Origin of the sequence: Halomonas sp. KM072 (genome assembly GCF_050710315.1) — a bacterium.
Lineage (GTDB): Bacteria > Pseudomonadota > Gammaproteobacteria > Pseudomonadales > Halomonadaceae > Vreelandella > Vreelandella hamiltonii.
On sequence record NZ_CP136132.1, the window covers coordinates 3,305,605 to 3,325,284 of the forward strand.

Here is a 19,680-nt window from a genome sequence, read left to right on the forward strand (position 1 = left end):
TTCCTTGCCGCCTATCTGGTTGAAATCAGAGGGTGACAACTATCCTGCCAGAGGGGGCTGGCGTCATGACTGCGAACAAGCCGCCAGCCTGTCCTATGAGGACCGCCGTCGAGAAGCGGATGAAGCCAAGCAGCAGCGCAAGCGGATCAAAGAGCTGGAACGAGAGCTACATCGCAAGAACACAGCACTCGCGGAGACAGCAGCACTGCTGACGCTGTCAAAAAAAGCACGGGCGATCTGGGGGGACGAGGAGTCATGATCAGCATCGAGGATCGCCAACGTGCCGTAGAGCTGATTGCTGTCGCCTGCAACGAGGGCGCCACCTTGACGGCTGCCTGTGAAGTCGTCGGGATTTCTATCCGGACTCACCAACGCTGGATGCAGGCGGGAAAGCTAACAGGCGATAAACGCCCTGTAGCCGAACGCCCAGCCCCTGCTAATGCGCTGACCCCAGAAGAAGAGGCTGAGATCTTGAGGCAATGCCACCGTGACGAGTTTGCTGCTTTACCGCCGGATCAGATTGTTATTCGGCTGATGGATCAAGAGCAGCGTTACATTGCCTCCGTATCGAGCTTTTATCGAGTGCTGCGTAAACATGGCCAGCTGGCACACCGGGGACGCGCCAAAGCCCGCAAATCACAGCCAGCGCCGACTACACATACAGCAACCGCCCCCCAACCAAGTATGGTCCTGGGACTGCACCTGGCTTCCTGGGCCAGCCAAGGGTACCTACTACTATCTGGTGATGATCCTCGACATCTTCAGCCGTAAAGTCGTGGGCTGGGAAGCCTTTCTGGGGGAGTCTGCAGCTAACTCACGCCGTGTCATTGAGCGAGCCGTGCTGGCCGAAAACATGGTAGGCCAGCCTCTGGTGCTGCACGCAGATAACGGCAGCCCCTTCAAAGGCATTACCTTGCTTGAGAAGCTGAGAGATCTGCAGATCCAGCCTTCGTTCAGTCGACCGCGTGTGAGCAACGATAACGCCTTCTCCGAGGCTCTGTTCCGCACCTGCAAGTATGTGCCGAACTACCCCGTCAGTGGCTTCGCTGACCTATCAGCTGCCCAGCGTTGGGTGCACGGCTTCGTCCAGTGGTACAACTATGAGCACCGCCACAGTGCTATCCGCTTCGTGACGCCGATGCAGCGCCACACAGGAGAAGACAAAGCCATATTAGCCAAGAGACATGCGCTCAACCTTGCAGCCAGAGCTGCGCATCCTGAGCGCTGGAGTGGTGACACCCGCAACTGGCATCCTGTGACATTAGTATCGCTAAACCCAGAGCGCCGAGTAGTTAGGGAGGTAGAGAAAATAGCTGCATAAAAATCAAACAGGGCGACAGATACCTTGACAGTTACCGCAGCCAGCCTGGTGCTTGATCAGGGCTACAGCATTGCCCAGGCCTGCACATCCATGGGCGTTGGTGAATCAGCATTGCGCCGCTGGGTTCAGCAGCTCAGCGATGAACGGCAAGGTGTCACTCCCAAAGGCAAAGCTATAACGCCGGAGCAGCAGCGAATTCAGGAGCTGGAAGAACGGTGCCGACGGCTTGAAATGGAGAAATCCATATTAAAAAAGGCTACCGCTCTCTTGATGTCGGACGACTGGAAACGTACACGCTGATTGACCAGTTGAGAGAGCAGGCCCCGGTCGACATGGTTTGCGCAGCTTTTGGCATCAACCGTTCGTGCTACTACGAACATCGTCAGAGGATACAGCGTGTGGATGCTGAGCGTGTGGCCCTGAGAGCCCGGGTTAACGAGATGTTCAACAAAAGCCGCAGCTCCGCAGGCAGTCGCACCATACAGGGCTTGCTGAACGACCAAGGCGTTGAGATCGGTCGCTTCAAGGTGCGCCGGCTGATGGGCGAGTTAGGCTTGGTTTGCAAGCAGCCAGGACCTCACGCCTATAAACGCGCCACAGTGGAGCGGCTGGACATTCCCAACCGGCTGGATCGTGAGTTTGATGTGTCACAGCCTGATCAGGTTTGGTGTGGTGACATTACCTATATCTGGACTGGCCAGCGCTGGAGCTATCTGGCTGCGGTGCTGGACCTGTGTGCCCGTCGCGTGGTCGGCTGGGCGATGTCTGATACGGCAGATGCGGACTTGGTTGTTCAGGCCTTGGATCATGCCTGGGAGCAGCGAGGACGTCCGGAGAAGCTCATGTTCCATTCTGATCAGGGGTCTCAGTATGTCAGCCGCAAGTTCCGGCAAAGGCTTTGGCGCTACCGCATGGTGCAGAGCATGAGTCGCCGAGGCAATTGCTGGGACAACGCGCCAATGGAGCGCCTGTTCCGGAGTCTGAAAACAGAGTGGGTGCCGGCGATGGGCTATCAAAGTCTGGCGGCAGCCAGGAAGGATATCAGCAGCTATTTGATGGGGTATTACAACACTGAGCGGCCACATGCCTTCAATGGTGGAATCGCTCCGGTGCTGGCGGAAGAAAAACTTAAATCCGTGTCCGGAATCAGTTGACCACTACACTTTACGCCGACGGAAGGCGCTAGCGTTGGGGCATTCGCTACGCTGCTCTACGCCTTAGCGAAAGGCATGCGCGGCGCGCAGCTATGGCATTGCGTATTCCGCCCTATCGTGACCGCCCATTCCGTTTGAACGTGACCGTCTGTTCTGGATGATGGTGACCGCGCATTCCGTTTTATCGTGACCGATTTTGGGCAATTTTCCGGAATCGCCGGTCACGTTGCCGGAATCATCGGTCACGTTCCCCCGGAATCACATCCAACACGCTGGAATTCTTTAACTTTATTCGGCATACCCTTCTTTTTCATCACGAGGAAGTGCGGATGCCGGCTGCGAGGATTTCCATGCGACAGATCATCGAGGTCTTGCGCCTCAAGCACGAAGTAGGCCTGAGCCACGACCGCATTGCCCGCGCCTGTGGTCTCTCCAAAGGCGTGGTCGGCAAGTACGTCAGCCAGGCCCAGGCGAAGGGCATCACTTGGCCGTTGCCCGAGGATGCTGATGAGGCCTGGCTGGAAGTACGGCTGTTCCCCGTCAAGGCACCGCCCTCACGCTTTGCCGAGCCGGATTACTTCCAGGTCCACCAGGAACTCAAGACCAAGGGCGTTACCTTGCAATTGCTCTGGGCCGAGTACACGGAACGCCACGGCGACAAGGCCTACCGCTACAGCCAATTCTGCCACCACTACCGGCTCTGGCGGGGGCGGCAACGGCGCAGCATGCGCCAGGTCCACCGGGCCGGCGAGAAGGTCTTTATCGATTACTGCGGACCGACCGTGTCGGTGGTGGACCGGAGCACCGGAGAGATGCGTCAGGCCCAGGTCTTTGTCGCCGTGCTTGGCGCCTCCAGCTACACCTTCGCCGAGGCCACCGGGAGCCAGAGCCTGCCGGACTGGATCGCCTCCCACCAACGGATGCTGACGTTCTTCGGCGGGGTGCCGGCACTGCTGGTTCCGGACAACCTCAAGGCAGCGGTCACCAAGGCGGACCGTTACACCCCGAAGATCAACGAGACCTACGCTGAACTGGCTGCTCACTATCAGACGGCGGTGCTGCCCGCGCGTCCCTACAAGCCCAAGGACAAGGCAAAGGCTGAAGCCGCCGTGCTGTTGGTCGAGCGCTGGATCCTGGCCCGGTTACGGCACCAGACGTTCTTCTCTCTGGCCGAGTTGAACGCCGCCATCGCCGCGTTGTTACCAGCGCTGAACCAGCGCCCGTTCCAAGGACGGACAGAGAGTCGTCAAAGCCTGTTCGATGCCCTCGACCGACCGGCACTACGACCACTCCCCGCCACGCCCTACACCTACGCCGAGTGGCGTAAGGCACGGCCGGGTATCGACTATCACATCGAGATCGAGAAGCGGCTATACAGCGTGCCCCACGCCCTGGTGGGGGTGAAGCTGGACGTTCGGGTGACCGACACCTCCGTGGAGGTCATGCACAAAGGGCAGCGAGTGGCGCTACATCCTCGTCATGGTAAGGGCCGCTTCGCCACCCTGACTGAACACATGCCTAAATCGCACCAGGCCCATCAGAACTGGTCACCGGGACGGTTCCTGAACTGGGCCAATGACATCGGCCCCGGCACGCTGGGCGTGGTGCAGAAGCAGCTCAAGGATCGGCCTCATCCGGAACATGGTTACCGCGCCTGCCTGGGACTTCTGAACCTTAGTCGGCGCTACAGTCGTGATCGCCTGGAGCAGGCCTGTGCCCGGGCGCTGGCCATCCACTCCGCCAGTTACCAGAGCATCACCTCGATCCTGAAGCAGGGGCTGGATCAGTTACCGCTGCCGTTGGTCGAGGAGCCACCGGAACTGACCGAGCTGCCGGTTCACACCAACGTTCGCGGCCCCCACTACTACCACTGATCCCGGAGAAACGTATGCTAACGCACAACACCCTCGATACCTTGCGCCACCTCAAGCTGACGGGCATGGGCGATGCCCTGGAACAACAACGCGCCCAACCCGAAACCCACGACCTGGCGTTCGAGGAACGCCTGGCCCTGTTAGTGGATCGGGAGGTGCTGCACCGGGAAAACCGTCGGCTGGACCGGCTGCTCAAGGCCGCCCGCCTGCGCGTGCCGGCGTGCATCGAAGACATCGATTACCGTCATCCCCGGGGACTGGAACGCTCGCGTATGGCGGGCCTGGCGAGCAGCGACTGGATCCGCCAGTCCCTGAACCTGTGCATCACCGGGCCTACCGGTTGCGGCAAGACCTGGCTGGCCTGTGCCCTGGGCAATCAGGCCTGCCGGCAAGGCCTCTCGGTGCGCTACCTGCGAGTGCCGCGCCTGTTCGAGCAGGTGCGCATCGCGCACGGTGATGGTAGCTACGGTCGGCTGATGAACCAGTTGCTGAAGACCAACCTGCTGATCCTGGATGACTGGGGCATGCAGAAGATCACGGCGCAGCAGCGGCAGGACCTGATGGAAGTAATCGAAGACCGACACGGGCGGGGCTCCACCCTCATCGCCAGCCAGTTACCCACGGAGCACTGGCATGACTACATCGGCTCCGCCACGCTGGCAGACGCCATCATGGATCGGCTCCTGCACGGCGCTCACCGACTCAATCTGAAAGGGGAATCACTGAGAAAAACCAACGCACAAAAAACGGAATCGGTTGACCCATCGTGACCGCTCAGCGTACAAAACTCTCTCCAGCGTGAAGGCCGTGTGCAAATCGGTCACGATCACCGGAATGACCGGTCACGTTCGCCGGAATACGCAGGCATAGCGTACAAGAGACATTGGCGCTCTCCGCGGTAGTGTTCTTTATGCTGGTAGGGGCCGAAACGCTGGGTTACTTCATTTCGGTGTCGCGCATTTCGTTCTCCATCACTGACCTACTCTACGGTATGGATCTAACGCCCATCGTCGTCGTGCTGTGCATCCTGGCGCTCTACTTCGTGCTGGGCATGTTCATGGACTCCATCGCGATGCTGGTGATCACCGTGCCGGTGGTTTACCCGATTATTCAGGCGATGGGCATCGACCCGGTGTGGTTCGGTATTTTGACCGTACTGACCGTTGAGCTGGGACTAATGACCCCGCCGGTGGGGATGAACGTGTTTGTGATTAAAGCGATGGCGCCACATGTCGGGCTAGGGGAGATATTTAAAGGGGTGGCGCCTTTTGTGGTTTCTGACTTAATACGACTAGCGCTATTAATCGCCTTCCCCATTTTGAGCACGCTGTTTCTGCTCTAGTTGGTGAGTACGCTTGCCTGTACCCAAGCCAGCGCTATGTCTCTGTGGTGTGCGGTAATACCTTCATCATGAAGGTTTCCGGGCAGTACCCGGCTGTGCACCATCTAATTGCCCACCCCGACATGCGGCGGATCAATTTCACCAGCTCCACCGGCGTTGCGCTTGATTTTTGAGGCTATCGAGATTTAAACCCCGAAGGTCGAACTGGGAGTTCAACTTTCGGGGTGCTGTGTAGACCTGTATTAATGGGCTCTGTGAAACTTAGAAATCGTATCGAACCCCTAAAGCCCACCAATCCTTATCAATCGCATTGATCTCCCTATCTGTACTGCTAGCATATTCTAAATATACAAACATTGGATCACTAAGCCGGTAGCTGCCACCCGCAACGTATTGGACGTCACTCAAATTCATGTCACTATTTTCCATATAGCTGACGTTCCCGTATATTTTGCCTTTTGAGTAACTAAAAACGGGTGCTATACCATAATGACGAATATCTCCCTGCTCTTCAAATAACGCACCGACACTTAGCTGTGGAGATATTTTGTAGGTTACGCTTGCCCCGAGTAGAGCATCATCATCACCTTCTGCTTCATCATAGCCAGCGGCAAAACGTACCGGGCCTGTTTCATAGGCTACATATCCCATTAGGTTAAGTGTTTCTTCTTCACCTGCATCTTCATCTTCTGGATCGAGCTTTCCAGCGACACCCAGGCTGAAGCCATCGAAACTTTGGGATTCAAAAGAGATAGAGTTTCCACGGGCGCGGGCACCACCTTTTGCCAAGGCTCGCCAATCCACAGTATTTCTTACATTGATAACCTTGGATATGTTCTGATAATAGATGGAGTCAAAGTTACCAACCTTTACGGCTCCGACGTCTTCAAATCGTAGCCCTACATATGTGTTCCTTATATCATCAATGACGTTAGGCCGTGCCTCGTCACGATCATTAGCGGTGAATCTAAACTCGGCTCTTATAAAACCCTCTAGCTTAGGATTTATCCTATGTCCAGCTTTAAAGCCAAGGCGTGAACCTTCTTCACTAATATAGTCGTTACCGTCATCGTTGTTTAACGTCAAGTGTATACGGCCATATAGGTCAAAGTAAGTTTCTCCGTCTTCATACACATTGAATGCCTGTGTGGTTCCTGAAAACCCTAAACCTGCTACTAGTGCCAATGTAGAAATGCCATGGCATTTTTTGTTGTTCAACAACATGTTTACTCCCTGATTTATCTTTTTGAGTTTGTTTTTACACTGCCGTGAGATTTTTTTTCTTTTTGGCCCTCCTCTTTTTTATTAAATGTTGTATGGCGTAGGCATTAATAAGCCGCTCACTCAGCCAAAGCGGGATGACTGAGGTATCGGCATGAACGAAGTTTAGGCAACCTACACTCAACGCAGATCCCAATAAAATTTTTTTCATTATGAGTACTTTTCCAGGTTAAATTAAATGTAGACGGTTTAACCGTCTAAAGAGATTGACTGATCCACCCAACTGGCACTCGTATGACTGGTGTAAATAACCAGTTTCTGAGCGGCTTTAGCCTGTAATAAAAGCGTGCTCACCTGATGACTACGCTCTGGATCCAATCCTGTACAGGGCTCATCTAAAAGTAAGATTGGAGGAGAAGAAAAATAAGCGTGAAGCAACATAAAACGCTGTAGTTCACCACCAGAGACATCACAGGCATAGCGAGAGAGTAAGCTAGGAGAGAGGTCCAGCAGTCTTAGTCCGTCGAGTACTGTCTTTGTGGGGACTAGAGCAAACCAATCCACAAGTTTTTCGCGAGGTAGTACGGTAGGATGTTGCCCTACGTACGACATTAATCGTGAGCGTAGAAATGCAAAGTGGGCGGGTGTCATTGTGCTTGGTGTGAACTGCTGATCGTGGGTTCGTATGCACAAGTGTGCCGTTCCTAAGCTTCGACTTCCCCAAATTCGTGAGAGCAAAGTCGATTTTCCTGAGCCTGACGCTCCCCAGATCTGTACGATCTGCCCTGTTTGTGCCGTTATGCGAAGTGGCCCATGATGTATGCCATTGCCTTCATACTGCAAAATCACAGTTGGTTTATTCATTAAATCATTGCCTTAACAAGAGCTTGGGCGATGAGATGCTCAGGCTCAGTAAGCAAACGATCCATAATGGATTCGCTGACGATGCGGCCTTGATCCATCACGATGGCCCGATCAGCAATGAGTCGAGCTAGACGTAAGTCATGAGTCACAAACACCATGGCAGTCTGTGTTTGGTTTCTCAAATTAGAGAGCACATCTAAAAAATCTGCTTGAGCGACTGAGTCGAGACCAGCAGTGGGTTCATCTAAAAATAAAATGCTCGGCTGATGGATCATGGCCGCAGCGATTTGTACGCGTTGGCGCATCCCTCCCGAAAAGTTCTTCACTGGCTCATGTAATCGTTCTGGACATAAACCAAGTCGCTGGCCCCATTTTTGTGCTTGTTTGAGTGCATCAACCGCACGGTTGTCACCTAAATCAAAAAGACGACGTACGATATTAGTAGCGGCACTTTGTCTCAGGTTTAGGGTTGTGCTGGCATCCTGAGCCACATAGCCACACGCCCGCCGACGTAAAAGGTTAGTTTGATAAAGACTGGTACGTAGTAAATCCTGGCCTAAAAGGGAAAGAGCCTGACAGTTGTTAGATAGCTGTCGTCCAGCAAGTATATTCAGAAGACTTGATTTTCCAGCACCTGAGGGGCCGACTAAAGCGAGAACCTCGGAAGGATAAAGCTTGAGGTGACAATCCGACAAAATACGGTGCCCAGCTATTTCAAGTGAGATAGCCTGTGCTGTCAGCACGGGATCTGGCAAGCTAAACATGAGCGCGCTCCTTGCATGCTTCGGAGTCGGAACATACCCAATGGGGGGTGTTTGACGTACCAATATTATCCAAATAATGAATAGATGAGCCGCAGATACAACATGCTGTATCGACTTTTTTCAGGCTAGCAGGCAGGTCAACAAAAGCTAAGTTTGCTAAGGGTGTATAGGCAGGCAATGCATAAATTCGTCGCTCGCGTGCGGCGCCAAAAATCTGAATAGCAGGCATCATCGCCATGCGGGGGTTATCCATAGCAGGAATAGGCGACGGTGACATTAAGACCCCATCATTAACAATCACAGGGTGGTCGTATCCTAAGCACGCCTCATCTTGTTGCAACCATGTTTCAAATAGAGCGCTTAACACGACACCGTAATCATGATGTGCGTGCCGTGTCAGTGCTTCGGCCGCATCATTAATAAATCCACGTAGAGGGTCAGGTCGAGGAACTTGGTACACCACAATTTGCTCTTCCCGCAACGGGCTTTCAGGGACTCGCTGACGCGTTTGAATGAGAGTAGCCTTTGAGCTTGTTGTCGTAATTGATATGTTTGCCGTTTTAGTAAAAAAATCCGCGATATTCAGGGCATTAACGGTATCATCCGAACCATGATCGACTACCTTTAACGTGTCATTCGGTTCTAATAAGGCAGCGGTAATAGCCATGCCTCCTACCCCCCAACCATAGGCAATGGGTAGCTCAGGAGCTGAGAAAGGTATTTGACGTCCAGGTAGACAGAGTGCTTTTAGGGTTTTACGACGTATTTCTTGTTTGGACGGTAGATCAAGGTAGGCATAATTCATATTTCCTCCTTAGCCTGAACTCGGCGTAAACGCGCTAAATCAGCATCAAAGTCAGAGTAATGAGGTAATTTCAAATGGCTGACATAGCCGGATGCAGCGACTCCGTCGGTATGCATGAGTGCATCACTGGTAGCACCCTCAATTTTAAAGTGCTGATCTACGATTGCCATGGCGACGGCTTTACGCTCGTTAGCTCCAAAAGCAATACCAAAACCCGCTTCTAAATGTGGAGATGAGCTAAAATTTGGAGCCACAGTAGTGCAGGCAGTTAACTCAACCTCACCAATGGATACGGTTAAATTGAGGTCTTCCAGCTCTACGAATATTTCAACGCTCCCTCTCATTAATTGCGCTACATAGGGATGACTCGTTGAGGCTTTACGCAAACTCTCGTAAGCTAATCCAGTTAAGTAGCCTTCTTCGCCACGAGCGAGATGAGCGAGACGCTCGCAAGGATCAGGTAAAGAAGGCAAAACAGTTCGCGTAATGTCTATCGGAGCTTTAGATATTTCGGTGCGGATAAGATCTGCGTACAGTGGCTCAGAGCTAGAGGGCGATGAGGGAGCTGTTATCACTGATTTAGGTAACTCGCACTGAGGGCGAGAGTGTTCTAAATCCATATTCAGTAAGCGGTGGGTGTAGTCGTAAGTGGCGCCTAAAATTTGCCCTCCAGCCAACTCTTTTTGCGTGGCGGAAATGTGGCGACTGTAATGCATTGTTTTTATATCTATGTTTTGGCTTGAGCCAAAATTGGCTAATTGCGCGCGATGAGCACGTACGAGAAATACCGCTTCGGCAATGTCTCCCTGAGCTTGCTTAAAGGCAATAGCAGCAAAACGTCGATCGTATAAGCCCCCCTCACTCATGATCCGATCAAGAGCTAACGACATTTGTGCCATGATTTGATTAATTTCAATCTCGGGGATTGTGTCGTCGCCTCGGCGACTCCGTTCTACGGCTATACGGGAAGCAGCAATTGCTTGTTCACCACCCTTTACTGGTACGTACATTAAATGATCTCCAAAGTTAAGTGACGTGGTAATACAACCAGCTGCGTGTCAGCGCATAGTAGTAGGTCCACTCCACGCGGGTAATCGGCACGAAAAGCAATATGATCAATGACTACATTTTGATGTAACCCTGAAAAATATAAAGTGTGTGGTTTGTTGAGTCCTGCACCGGTGGCTCGTATAGCAAGCCCCCCGTTTGTAGGTGATATGGCGGCTATTTCCATGACAAGGGTTGCCCCACTTTCAGGCGCCTCACGGCTTCCTGCTGGAATATGTTGTAAGTGATGCCGTTGAGAACCTGCAAAAACCCATTCGGGAGTTTGGCTCAAGGTTGCGCCTGTATTCAAAATACGGCTTGTTAATTCCTTATTTTCCACCTCAATAGCTACCGTCGTTTGGCTGTCTAGAAGGCAGTCAACGATGCAATGAATAGCACGCTCTTCTAGTTGCTGTATGCGCATTGGGTAACCAAAGGCATGCAGTAGTCGCCGATAAGTACGCGTCTGCCGATGTAACTCATCGTCATGTCTGTGCTCAGATCGTAAAGGTATTTTCATGATTCTAAGTTTTTTGTGTGGTGTAGAAACGTACAGAAGTAGCAGCCGTCAGCTGCTCCCTCTCAGCCTTTTTTAGCTCTAACTGTTGGCGTATAGGGTGCAGCACCAGCTCACGTTGGTGGGAGGGGGCCGTTTGTAGAAAGGCGTCTAGATAGGCCGCTAACTCCGCTTTGCGTAGATCGGAGCCCAAATGTACTGCGTAACCTTGAATTTTCCCAATAGCGATTACGCAGCGAGTACAAGAAGCCTCACCAAACTGAAATGACACTGAGGCCTTACAAGCTTGTGTATTGAGCTGCACCAACCCCGTTTCAGGGCCAGCGAGTTTTTGTATAGGCACACCCGGATTGTAAGTAGCCCAGATATTTTCCAGATAATCTCGGTTAGCTCGGGCAAGTAGCCCGAGCCAAGTTTGACGTTCTTGACTCATGGCTATGACTTATTACGATAATACGGTAGCGTTGTAAATATCTTCTGCGGGCTGGACTAACAAGCGTTCTCCCATTTCGAGCTTCATTTCAGCCAAAATGATCTCTTCTTCTGGTGAGCGGTCTTTCTTGCGTGCTAACTGAATGAACTCGGGGCGTACGTGTCCGGGACGGATGGTGATTTCAACAGCGGTGCCACGGTACTCGAAACGGAAGTAATAACGACCACCGGGGGACTCTTCTTCTTCGAGCCCTACTGAGTTATCAACAATGTAGCGACCCTCAGTAAGACCGCGGGTAACAAACTCAATCGCATCTCTACCCCCTGGGCCTCCAAAGGCTGTGACACAGCGAATTTCACGTCGTTCAGGCAAACGACCATTATCTAGCAAGGGCCAGGCTCGCTGCATAACTTTTAGCCCGTGGGCTACACCACCCGGATAACCGGCACCGTGGTATTTTAATAACTCATCAAAGTGGACTGTAAATTCATGTCCATTTTCCAGATAGGAGATTGTATCGTTACTCATTGTATTTACCTTTGTTTAGAGGATAAGAAATGGGCATATCTTGATCCGGTTCACGTATTCCAAAAACCGGGCAGATTGTGCTTTGAAAATGTTCTCCCGTTTGCACCATTAGACGGCGTAGTCTGACGTTGTATAAACGGGATAACTCAGACTCGGTTAACAGCTCATCAGCTGGACCAAATTTAATCTGATCGTTGGTGTGCATCAGCAGTACTTTGTCTGCGAGATGCAGAGCGTGTTGCGGATGGTGAGTGGTAAAAACGACCGAATGGCTACGTACTCGGCGTAACTCGAATAAGACGTTAAGCAATAAGTCCTGATTAGCTAAATCTAAAGCTGAAGCCGGCTCATCAAGTATGAGTACCTCAGCACCAGTAGCTAAAGCACGAGCAAGCAACACTAATTGGCGCTCGCCGCCGGATAGAGAGCCATATAAACGATAAGCAAAATGCCCTCCGCCTACTTTTTCCAATGCTTCAAGAGCTAGCTTACGATCCCGCTGTGAAGGAAGGCTGAACATGGGAAGCAAGGCGGCTCGTGCCATGAGTACCACATCGAGGCAACAATGGTTTTCACTACCGTATTGGTATTGAGGTACATAGCCGATGAGGTGGGGTACCTGCCGTTGTCCTTGATCTAAACGTTGTGAGCCTAATAGAGCTTTTAGCAACGTAGTCTTACCGCGTCCGTTTGGGCCCAAAATGGCCAACGTTTCGCCCTTTTGTACGTTAAAACTTAAATCCTGAAAAATCACACGTTCACTAAAACGTACGCACGCTCCAGTTAAACTGAGATGAGAGGTAAAGACGGTTTGCATGATTAAGCCCTTTCACGTCGACGAGTGCGTATTAGTAAGTACACAAAGACGGGGGCGCCAACTAGAGCTGTGAGTACGCCTAAAGGAATCTCTGCAGCAGTTAAACTACGAGCCAACGTATCAGTCAAAATCATGAAAGTGGCACCCAGCATAAGACTCGTGAAATAGAGCCGGCGGTGATCTTCGCCTACTAACATACGAGCAAAGTGTGGGATTACGAGTCCTACCCACCCCACTACGCCCGATGCGGTTACGCAGGCGCCGACAATGATAGAAATCAACGCGAAGACGATCATCCGGGAGCGTGCAACATGGATGCCAAACGACTTAGCTTCGTCGTCACCCATAGCGAGTACAGCAATGCGATAGCGCATTCTATTCAGTAGGTAAATGCTGGCAATGAGTATAGGAGCAGTTTGTGCAAATTTTTCCCAACTCGCCGTTGCAAAGCTTCCCATCAGCCAAAAGACGATGGCAGGTAAACTCGTTTCTGGATCCGCGGCATATTGAACTAACGAAATACCTGCTCCAAATAAAGCATCAATAACAATTCCAGCAAGCACAATAGTCATCAAAGTACGCCCCGCCATATTTGAAATCAGCACTACTAAAAACAGAGCAGCAAATGCTGATACAAACGTAGCCCCCATCAGTAGCGGCCCCCCTACTCCAGCCAAAATTGCCAGTGATCCTCCTAATGCTGCACCTGAGGATAAACCTAGCACTTTAGGTGAAACGAGAGGGTTACGAAATAAGGTTTGTAAGGCTACCCCGCAGATGGCAAGCCCAGCCCCACATACTCCTGCCAATAATATGCGCGGCAAGCGTACATTCAAGATCACCAACGCATCCATATGCTGTGGGTTATCACCTCGTAAGGCTGCATATAGGATGGCTACAATCTCATCTAGCGCTACGCTGTATCGACCTACTGATAGCCCGATTAGCACAGTCGCTATAAGCAGTAGGGACAAAAGAGGCCAATGACTAGCACGCCAAGTGCTCAGGGTAACTGGCTCAACCATTTCTGAGGACGAGTGAATCGATCGCTTATATGTGTTCATTGCTTACGAAACACTTGATAACCGTGACTGTCGCCGTTCATATCAATACGCAGAATTCGATCTATCTGCTCTTCCGATAGGTCAAAGTTATAAAGTAATTTGAAGCCTTCTTTTAATTCGTGACGTAGGTCAAAAGAGAAAATATCGGGATGAGTAAGATTGGCCAGCCACATCCATGTGTAGGGGCTTTCATGGGAAGCACTATCCCAGATATATCCACCTTGAGGTGTCTTATAAACGCGTTTTTGTACGGCGGCATTTAAGCGAGAAAGTAATGGGTCGTCGTATATCGCTTCTAATCCAGCATCCGTCTCTGCTGCGGAAAGTAAGATAATATCTGGGTTCCATTCAAGAATCTGTTCCACGCTAACAGTGCTTTGTACGCCAACTCCTTGAGCTACATTTTTAGCGCCAACCAGCTCGATGAAGGTTTGTTGATAACTTTTCTCACCAGTAGCAGTCAACTTGGGTTTGGTAGAGCGCAAATGCAAAATGCTTGGTGTTGCATGAAAGCCTACTTGTTTTAAACCAGTAGTAATTTCACTTTGTACACGGTCACGCCAATCAATAAGCTTTGACAGTTTTTCAGTATTACCCGTGATATCAGCCACCATTTTCATATTGGCTCGGGCCAACTCTTCTGTACCCGCATTGCCACCGCCTACCATTAGAGCAACGGGCAAACCTGCATTGCGAAGTGGAGCTACGATATCATCGCCGCGCTCACCCCACTGGATGACTAAATCCGGTTTAAGTTCTGCGATGGCCTCTACGTTGGGCATCCAACCACCGTTTTCCGACAAAATGTCACTGGAGATATCAACAGCTTCAGGAAACATAACGCTCATCATACCGCTCTCAAAGGCTCGTTTAGAGCGCTCATTTATACCCACTAACAGCTCGGTAGAACCATCTATTGCGATGAAGGTAGCTGCAGCTGGATTGGGCAGAGTAATGATACGACTAGGAGGGGCTTCTAACTTAATTTCCTGTCCGGTTACATCAGTAAAGTTAAATTCTTGCGCTGACAAGTTACCTGATAACAAAGTTGTCGCTACTAGCACGGCAAAGCAACGGGGTATTGAGGTCATAACCTCTCCAATTGAGAATGAGATTGAGATTGAATGTCATTTTGATTATAGCCAGTGTTTCATCAATTGCGGTAACTGTCAAGGTATCTGTCGGTGTGCCCTGAAGGCTGAGCACGAGGAACGTGCCAGCCATGCTGTATCTGTGATGAGGGCGGGCCCCTCGGACTCGCCGATCAGGCGGTGATTCCAAACCACCCTGAGCTGCTGGCGTCAAGAGCGCTGGTGGTGAGCGTCAGTGGAAAAGGCGAGGCAAGACCTCGTCAGGTATGAATGGCGGAGACGAACGCGAGTGAACCACCGACGAAGTGTCGATAATTGCAACCGATATCAAAACCAGAGTCTCGACAATGCTCTGGGACAAGTCAGGCGGCAACCTGAACGTGGGCCTGGTGGTATCCGGCATAGAGGTGGCGTGACTGTCATTCAGGCACAGATACGGAACAGGGGAACCTGTCACGTCGATGTCAAGGGAGCGATTCAACCAGAGACCCTGGGAGAATCTGAGTACCAATGCGACGTACAGGGGCGGAGTCGTGCGTAGTAGTGATGAGGAGGCTGTAATGGCCTTGGAGCGAAGGCACGGCCCTATCCAGCCGGAGCAAGGAGACAACTGCCATGAAGCAGGATGACCTCCATGTGACGGCAAAACCGTTCGAGATACCCAAGCGGACGCTCTGGGAGGCATGGAAGCGCGTGGCCGCCAACAAAGGTGCGCCGGGCGTCGACAAGGAGAGCATTTCAGCCTTCCAGGAAAAGCTTGGTCCTAAGCTGTACAAGTTGTGGAACCGCATGAGTTCAGGAAGCTATCATCCGGCACCTGTTCGCCAAGTGCTAATACCGAAAGGTGATGGACAGTTCAGACCGCTGGGGATTCCCACGGTAGGCGACCGGGTGGCGCAGATGGCGGTAAAGATGATCCTGGAGCCAAGGCTTGAAAGGCTCTTCCACGAGTCGTCATTCGGCTATCGCCCGAGGCGTGGTGCACACCAGGCGGTGATGCAGGCACGTCGCAACTGCTGGCGATATGACTGGGTGGTAGATCTGGATATGAAGGCGTTTTTCGACACCATCGATCATGATCTACTGATGAAGGCAGTGGAAAAGCATGTGCCGGAATCCTGGATACGTCTATATATTCTCCGATGGCTGAAAGCCCCTGTGATACAGGAAGGTGGATCGAGATTAGAGAGGGATCGTGGCACTCCGCAAGGAGGTGTCATTTCACCAATCTTGGCGAACCTTTTCCTGCATTATGCCTTTGATGCCTGGATGGCACGCACGTTTCCTCATCTTCCCTTTGAAAGGTACGCCGATGATGTGGTTTGCCACTGTCGGACAAAGGAGGAAGCGGAGGCGCTGCTGACCGCCTTGAATCACAGGATGAGCGAATGCCGGCTGGACTTGCATCCTGAGAAGACCAAGGTGGTGTACTGCAAGGATGGCCGCCGAAAAGGTGACCACCCCCACACCTGCTTTGATTTTCTGGGATTTAGCTTTCGCGCAAGAACCGTGCAGGACAAGCAAGGTAATCTATTTACCGGCTTTAATCCTGGGGTAAGCCGTAAGGCACTTAAGCGGATACATGAAACGCTCCGTCGTATGAATATCAACCGAGCGACATGGGCAGACCTTCGTCAACTGGCGGATTGGCTCAACCCCATGGTGCGAGGATGGGTAACATATTATGGAAAATTCTATCCGCAGCCTCTGGAGAGGGCGCTGGTGAAGATCGATCTTCGTCTTGGCCGCTGGGCACGCAACAAGTACAAGCGATTGAGGGGGCATAAACGCCAGTCATGGGCCTGGGTAAAGAAGGTTCGTATGGCACAGCCGACACTCTTTGCGCATTGGGAGTTCGTCTACTCGAAGAAGGTTGGATAGGAAGAGCCGTATGAATCGAGAGGTTCACGTACGGTTCCGTGAGCGCCTTGGGGGGAGGTTCCCCGGGGCGACTCGACCCCTGTTTGATTTTTATGCAGCTATTTTCTCTATCTCCCTAACTACCCGGCGCTCTGGGTTTAGCGATACTAATGTCACAGGATGCCAGTTGCGGGTGTCTCCACTCCAGCGCTCAGGATGCACAGCTCTGGCTGCAAGGTTGAGCGCATGTCTCTTGGCCAATATGACTTTGTCTTCTCCTGTGTGGCGCTGCATCGGCGTCACGAAGCGGATAGCACTGTGGCGGTGCTCATAGTTGTACCACTGGACGAAGCCGTGCACCCAACGCTGGGCAGCTGATAGGTCAGCGAAGCCACTGACGGGGTAGTTCGGCACATACTTGCAGGTGCGGAACAGAGCCTCGGAGAAGGCGTTATCGTTGCTCACACGCGGTCGACTGAACGAAGGCTGGATCTGCAGATCTCTCAGCTTCTCAAGCAAGGTAATGCCTTTGAAGGGGCTGCCGTTATCTGCGTGCAGCACCAGAGGCTGGCCTACCATGTTTTCGGCCAGCACGGCTCGCTCAATGACACGGCGTGAGTTAGCTGCAGACTCCCCCAGAAAGGCTTCCCAGCCCACGACTTTACGGCTGAAGATGTCGAGGATCATCACCAGATAGTAGTAGGTACCCTTGGCTGGCCCAGGAAGCCAGGTGCAGTCCCAGGACCATACTTGGTTGGGGGGCGGTTGCTGTATGTGTAGTCGGCGCTGGCTGTGATTTGCGGGCTTTGGCGCGTCCCCGGTGTGCCAGCTGGCCATGTTTACGCAGCACTCGATAAAAGCTCGATACGGAGGCAATGTAACGCTGCTCTTGATCCATCAGCCGAATAACAATCTGATCCGGCGGTAAAGCAGCAAACTCGTCACGGTGGCATTGCCTCAAGATCTCAGCCTCTTCTTCTGGGGTCAGCGCATTAGCAGGGGCTGGGCGTTCGGCTACAGGGCGTTTATCGCCTGTTAGCTTTCCCGCCTGCATCCAGCGTTGGTGAGTCCGGATAGAAATCCCGACGACTTCACAGGCAGCCGTCAAGGTGGCGCCCTCGTTGCAGGCGACAGCAATCAGCTCTACGGCACGTTGGCGATCCTCGATGCTGATCATGACTCCTCGTCCCCCCAGATCGCCCGTGCTTTTTTTGACAGCGTCAGCAGTGCAGCTGTCTCCGTGAGTGCTGTGTTGCCGCTTGAGACAATTGATGAGATAAAAGGCGGCACAAAGGCACAGCATGCAAACTGGGCTAAAAGCCGAGAGATACGCGACCTCCTTGTTTTACAAGAAGAATTTGATGTGGACCTATTGAACAGAGTGCTAGACGAAGGATATGGATCAGACCTCGATGAGATAGAACTTGAGAAGGTTGGGAAGGATCCATTTTTAATCGCTTACGGTCTTCGGGATCCAGTCAACAGGATTGTGGTATCCAATGAGATTCCTAAACCCTCGGCACGTCGCAAGAACCGTAAAGTTCCGGATGTGTGCGATGATATGGGAGTCCGTTGTTGTACCGTTTATGCGCTATTACGCTCACTGGACTTCCGCACTAATTGGCGTGACAGTATTTATTAACCCGGCATCCAAATAGCTATGCTATAATGCCGGCATGAACAGAGAAGATGCTCGCACACTCCATCCCGCCGCTCAGGAAGAAAAGCGAAAACTTGCGGTTCGCCTTTCCAAGCGTGGGATGAAGAACAAAGAGATCGCCAAGGAGGTTGGCGTTCACCCCCTCACCGTCGGCCGGTGGCTTACGAAATACCGTGAAGGCGGTCTAAAGGCCTTGCTCGCCCAGGTTCGTGGGCGAAGAGAGGGCTCTGGCCGCCAGCTCACCCCTGATGAAGAAAGTCGACTCCAGGCCATGTTGGTCGACAAGACACCTGACCAGTTGAAGCTTCAGTATGCCCTGTGGACACGCAAGGCCGTACAGGAGTTGATCAAGCTGGAAACCGGGAAGTGGGTGCCAATTCGCACCATTGGCGAATATCTGAAACGCTGGGGGTTCACTGTTCAGAAGCCCAAGAAGCAGGCCTATGAGCAGCGTCCAGCCGAAGTAAAGCGCTGGCTGGAGGAGGACTACCCAACCATTCATGCCCGAGCCAAGGCCGAAGATGCCGAGATTTACTGGGGCGATGAGACCGGGTTGCGTAGCGATAGCCAGCATGTGCGTGGCTACTCACCTCAAGGCGTCACCCCCATCCTCCGGCTCAATGCGAGAAGAGCGACGATCAATCTCATTTCCGCCGTCACTAACCAGGGCAAGGTACGGTTCCGGTTTTTCGACGGCACCATGAATGCGCAAATTCTGATCGACTTCATGAAGCGCTTGATTCGTGATGCCAAGCGGAAGGTCTTCCTGATCCTGGACAACCTCAAGGTCCATCACGCCAAGATCGTCAAGGCCTGGCTGGCGGAGCATCGGGATGAGATTGAAGTGTTCTACCTTCCACCCTACTCGCCGGAATTGAACCCCGATGAGTATCTGAACTGCGACCTCAAAGCCGGCGTGCATAGCGGTACTCCGGCGCGCAGCAGAGACCAGCTGAAGAGGAAGGCGATGTCTCACCTTCGGAAGCTTCAGAAGCTCCCGAGGCGAGTCGCGAAATACTTCAAAGCCCCGTCAATTCGATACGCCGCATCATAGCTATTTTATTGCCGGGTTAATAATGCCAGCTTTAGTTTGACGAATCACTGCTCCAGACATCGTCGCCTGTCAATTTTCTTGTCAAAACAGTGCAAGCACATTTTCACGCCGCAGCCGCAAACTCGAAATTCCTCGGCTTCTGATAGCCTGGTTAGAAAGGAGCTGGCACCTGTCGTACTCCATCTGAATACATGACACATGCTGCTTGGCGGCTAATTATGCCGTTCAAGGAATGCGAAATACGCTAGCAACCTAAACTACCTT

21 protein-coding genes and 2 pseudogenes are annotated in these 19,680 nt (G+C 52.3%); 11 read left to right on the forward strand and 12 right to left on the reverse strand.

Features of this window, described 5'->3' with window-relative positions; genetic code table 11:
• Positions 1 to 4: 4 nt before the first annotated feature.
• From RVM26_RS15700 to RVM26_RS15735, 8 genes and pseudogenes are all read left to right on the forward strand, one after another.
• Positions 5 to 259: a hypothetical protein gene (locus RVM26_RS15700; protein WP_498939605.1), complete on the forward strand. Its 255-nt coding sequence runs from the start codon at positions 5 to 7 to the stop codon at positions 257 to 259.
• Positions 256 to 771, forward strand: coding sequence for a transposase family protein (locus RVM26_RS15705; RefSeq protein ID WP_498941807.1), 516 nt, complete (start codon positions 256 to 258; stop codon positions 769 to 771). The genes RVM26_RS15700 and RVM26_RS15705 overlap by 4 nt, the downstream gene beginning before the upstream one ends.
• Positions 659 to 907: pseudogene (locus tag RVM26_RS15710) on the forward strand (DDE-type integrase/transposase/recombinase); the annotation flags it as partial. The gene RVM26_RS15705 and the pseudogene RVM26_RS15710, both read left to right, overlap by 113 nt.
• Before the next feature lie 6 nt (positions 908 to 913).
• A complete protein-coding gene (locus RVM26_RS15715) occupies positions 914 to 1,321 on the forward strand; it encodes an integrase core domain-containing protein (RefSeq protein WP_498941785.1) in 408 nt (135 codons plus the stop codon).
• A gap of 24 nt (positions 1,322 to 1,345) precedes the next feature.
• Positions 1,346 to 2,475 (forward strand): IS3 family transposase gene (locus RVM26_RS15720; protein WP_498939607.1). Its coding sequence is split into 2 segments (ribosomal slippage): positions 1,346 to 1,568 and positions 1,568 to 2,475, totalling 1,131 coding nucleotides; the frame shifts between segments, so codons are not numbered across the junction.
• Between the two features lie 329 nt (positions 2,476 to 2,804).
• The gene (gene istA, locus RVM26_RS15725; RefSeq protein ID WP_498939609.1) at positions 2,805 to 4,349 is read left to right on the forward strand and encodes an IS21 family transposase; all 1,545 of its coding nucleotides are present in this window, start codon (positions 2,805 to 2,807) and stop codon (positions 4,347 to 4,349) included.
• 14 nt (positions 4,350 to 4,363) lie between these two features.
• The gene (gene istB / locus RVM26_RS15730; RefSeq protein WP_427390083.1) at positions 4,364 to 5,119 is read left to right on the forward strand and encodes an IS21-like element helper ATPase IstB; all 756 of its coding nucleotides are present in this window, start codon (positions 4,364 to 4,366) and stop codon (positions 5,117 to 5,119) included.
• Positions 5,120 to 5,217: 98 nt separating this feature from the next.
• Positions 5,218 to 5,691 (forward strand): annotated as a pseudogene (locus tag RVM26_RS15735) (TRAP transporter large permease subunit); the annotation flags it as partial.
• Positions 5,692 to 5,952: 261 nt separating this feature from the next.
• Here the strand turns inward: RVM26_RS15735 and RVM26_RS15740 are convergent.
• From RVM26_RS15740 to RVM26_RS15790, 11 genes are all read right to left on the reverse strand, one after another.
• On the reverse strand, positions 5,953 to 6,915 hold the full coding sequence (locus tag RVM26_RS15740) for a porin (protein WP_498939612.1): 963 nt from the start codon (positions 6,913 to 6,915) through the stop codon (positions 5,953 to 5,955).
• A gap of 246 nt (positions 6,916 to 7,161) precedes the next feature.
• Positions 7,162 to 7,776 (reverse strand): ATP-binding cassette domain-containing protein, encoded by a 615-nt coding sequence (locus RVM26_RS15745; RefSeq protein WP_016239123.1) that lies wholly within the window; start codon positions 7,774 to 7,776, stop codon positions 7,162 to 7,164.
• Positions 7,776 to 8,540 (reverse strand): ATP-binding cassette domain-containing protein, encoded by a 765-nt coding sequence (locus tag RVM26_RS15750; RefSeq protein ID WP_016239122.1) that lies wholly within the window; start codon positions 8,538 to 8,540, stop codon positions 7,776 to 7,778. Before RVM26_RS15750 ends, RVM26_RS15745 begins: the two co-directional genes overlap by 1 nt.
• Positions 8,533 to 9,345 carry an alpha-D-ribose 1-methylphosphonate 5-phosphate C-P-lyase PhnJ gene (locus tag RVM26_RS15755; RefSeq protein ID WP_048766754.1) on the reverse strand — a complete coding sequence of 271 codons (813 nt, stop codon included), beginning with the start codon at positions 9,343 to 9,345 and terminating at the stop codon, positions 8,533 to 8,535. Before RVM26_RS15755 ends, RVM26_RS15750 begins: the two co-directional genes overlap by 8 nt.
• Positions 9,342 to 10,355 (reverse strand): carbon-phosphorus lyase complex subunit PhnI, encoded by a 1,014-nt coding sequence (locus tag RVM26_RS15760; RefSeq protein ID WP_498939614.1) that lies wholly within the window; start codon positions 10,353 to 10,355, stop codon positions 9,342 to 9,344. The genes RVM26_RS15755 and RVM26_RS15760 overlap by 4 nt, the downstream gene beginning before the upstream one ends.
• Positions 10,355 to 10,912 (reverse strand): phosphonate C-P lyase system protein PhnH, encoded by a 558-nt coding sequence (gene phnH, locus RVM26_RS15765; RefSeq protein WP_048766753.1) that lies wholly within the window; start codon positions 10,910 to 10,912, stop codon positions 10,355 to 10,357. Before phnH ends, RVM26_RS15760 begins: the two co-directional genes overlap by 1 nt.
• A 4-nt stretch (positions 10,913 to 10,916) precedes the next feature.
• Positions 10,917 to 11,342 carry a phosphonate C-P lyase system protein PhnG gene (gene phnG / locus RVM26_RS15770; protein WP_081194694.1) on the reverse strand — a complete coding sequence of 142 codons (426 nt, stop codon included), beginning with the start codon at positions 11,340 to 11,342 and terminating at the stop codon, positions 10,917 to 10,919.
• Between the two features lie 12 nt (positions 11,343 to 11,354).
• Positions 11,355 to 11,870, reverse strand: a complete 516-nt coding sequence (locus RVM26_RS15775; protein WP_019282989.1) for a hypothetical protein — start codon at positions 11,868 to 11,870, stop codon at positions 11,355 to 11,357.
• A complete protein-coding gene (locus RVM26_RS15780) occupies positions 11,863 to 12,687 on the reverse strand; it encodes an ABC transporter ATP-binding protein (protein WP_016239116.1) in 825 nt (274 codons plus the stop codon). Before RVM26_RS15780 ends, RVM26_RS15775 begins: the two co-directional genes overlap by 8 nt.
• A gap of 2 nt (positions 12,688 to 12,689) precedes the next feature.
• Positions 12,690 to 13,751 carry a FecCD family ABC transporter permease gene (locus tag RVM26_RS15785; RefSeq protein WP_498939618.1) on the reverse strand — a complete coding sequence of 354 codons (1,062 nt, stop codon included), beginning with the start codon at positions 13,749 to 13,751 and terminating at the stop codon, positions 12,690 to 12,692.
• Positions 13,748 to 14,842: a TroA family protein gene (locus RVM26_RS15790; protein ID WP_498939620.1), complete on the reverse strand. Its 1,095-nt coding sequence runs from the start codon at positions 14,840 to 14,842 to the stop codon at positions 13,748 to 13,750. The genes RVM26_RS15785 and RVM26_RS15790 overlap by 4 nt, the downstream gene beginning before the upstream one ends.
• A gap of 615 nt (positions 14,843 to 15,457) precedes the next feature.
• Here RVM26_RS15790 and ltrA point away from each other — a divergent pair.
• A complete protein-coding gene (gene ltrA, locus RVM26_RS15795; protein ID WP_498939622.1) occupies positions 15,458 to 16,723 on the forward strand; it encodes a group II intron reverse transcriptase/maturase in 1,266 nt (421 codons plus the stop codon).
• Positions 16,724 to 16,813: 90 nt separating this feature from the next.
• On the opposite strand, the gene RVM26_RS15800 is transcribed toward ltrA, so the two are convergent.
• Complete coding sequence (locus RVM26_RS15800; RefSeq protein WP_498939624.1) at positions 16,814 to 17,539, reverse strand: transposase; 726 nt, start codon at positions 17,537 to 17,539, stop codon at positions 16,814 to 16,816.
• 226 nt (positions 17,540 to 17,765) lie between these two features.
• On the opposite strand from RVM26_RS15800, the gene RVM26_RS15805 reads away from it, so the two are divergent.
• Both RVM26_RS15805 and RVM26_RS15810 read left to right on the forward strand, forming a co-directional pair.
• Positions 17,766 to 18,344 (forward strand): PIN domain-containing protein, encoded by a 579-nt coding sequence (locus RVM26_RS15805; protein ID WP_498939626.1) that lies wholly within the window; start codon positions 17,766 to 17,768, stop codon positions 18,342 to 18,344.
• A gap of 34 nt (positions 18,345 to 18,378) precedes the next feature.
• Positions 18,379 to 19,416 carry an IS630 family transposase gene (locus tag RVM26_RS15810; protein WP_287804249.1) on the forward strand — a complete coding sequence of 346 codons (1,038 nt, stop codon included), beginning with the start codon at positions 18,379 to 18,381 and terminating at the stop codon, positions 19,414 to 19,416.
• Positions 19,417 to 19,680: the final 264 nt, after the last annotated feature.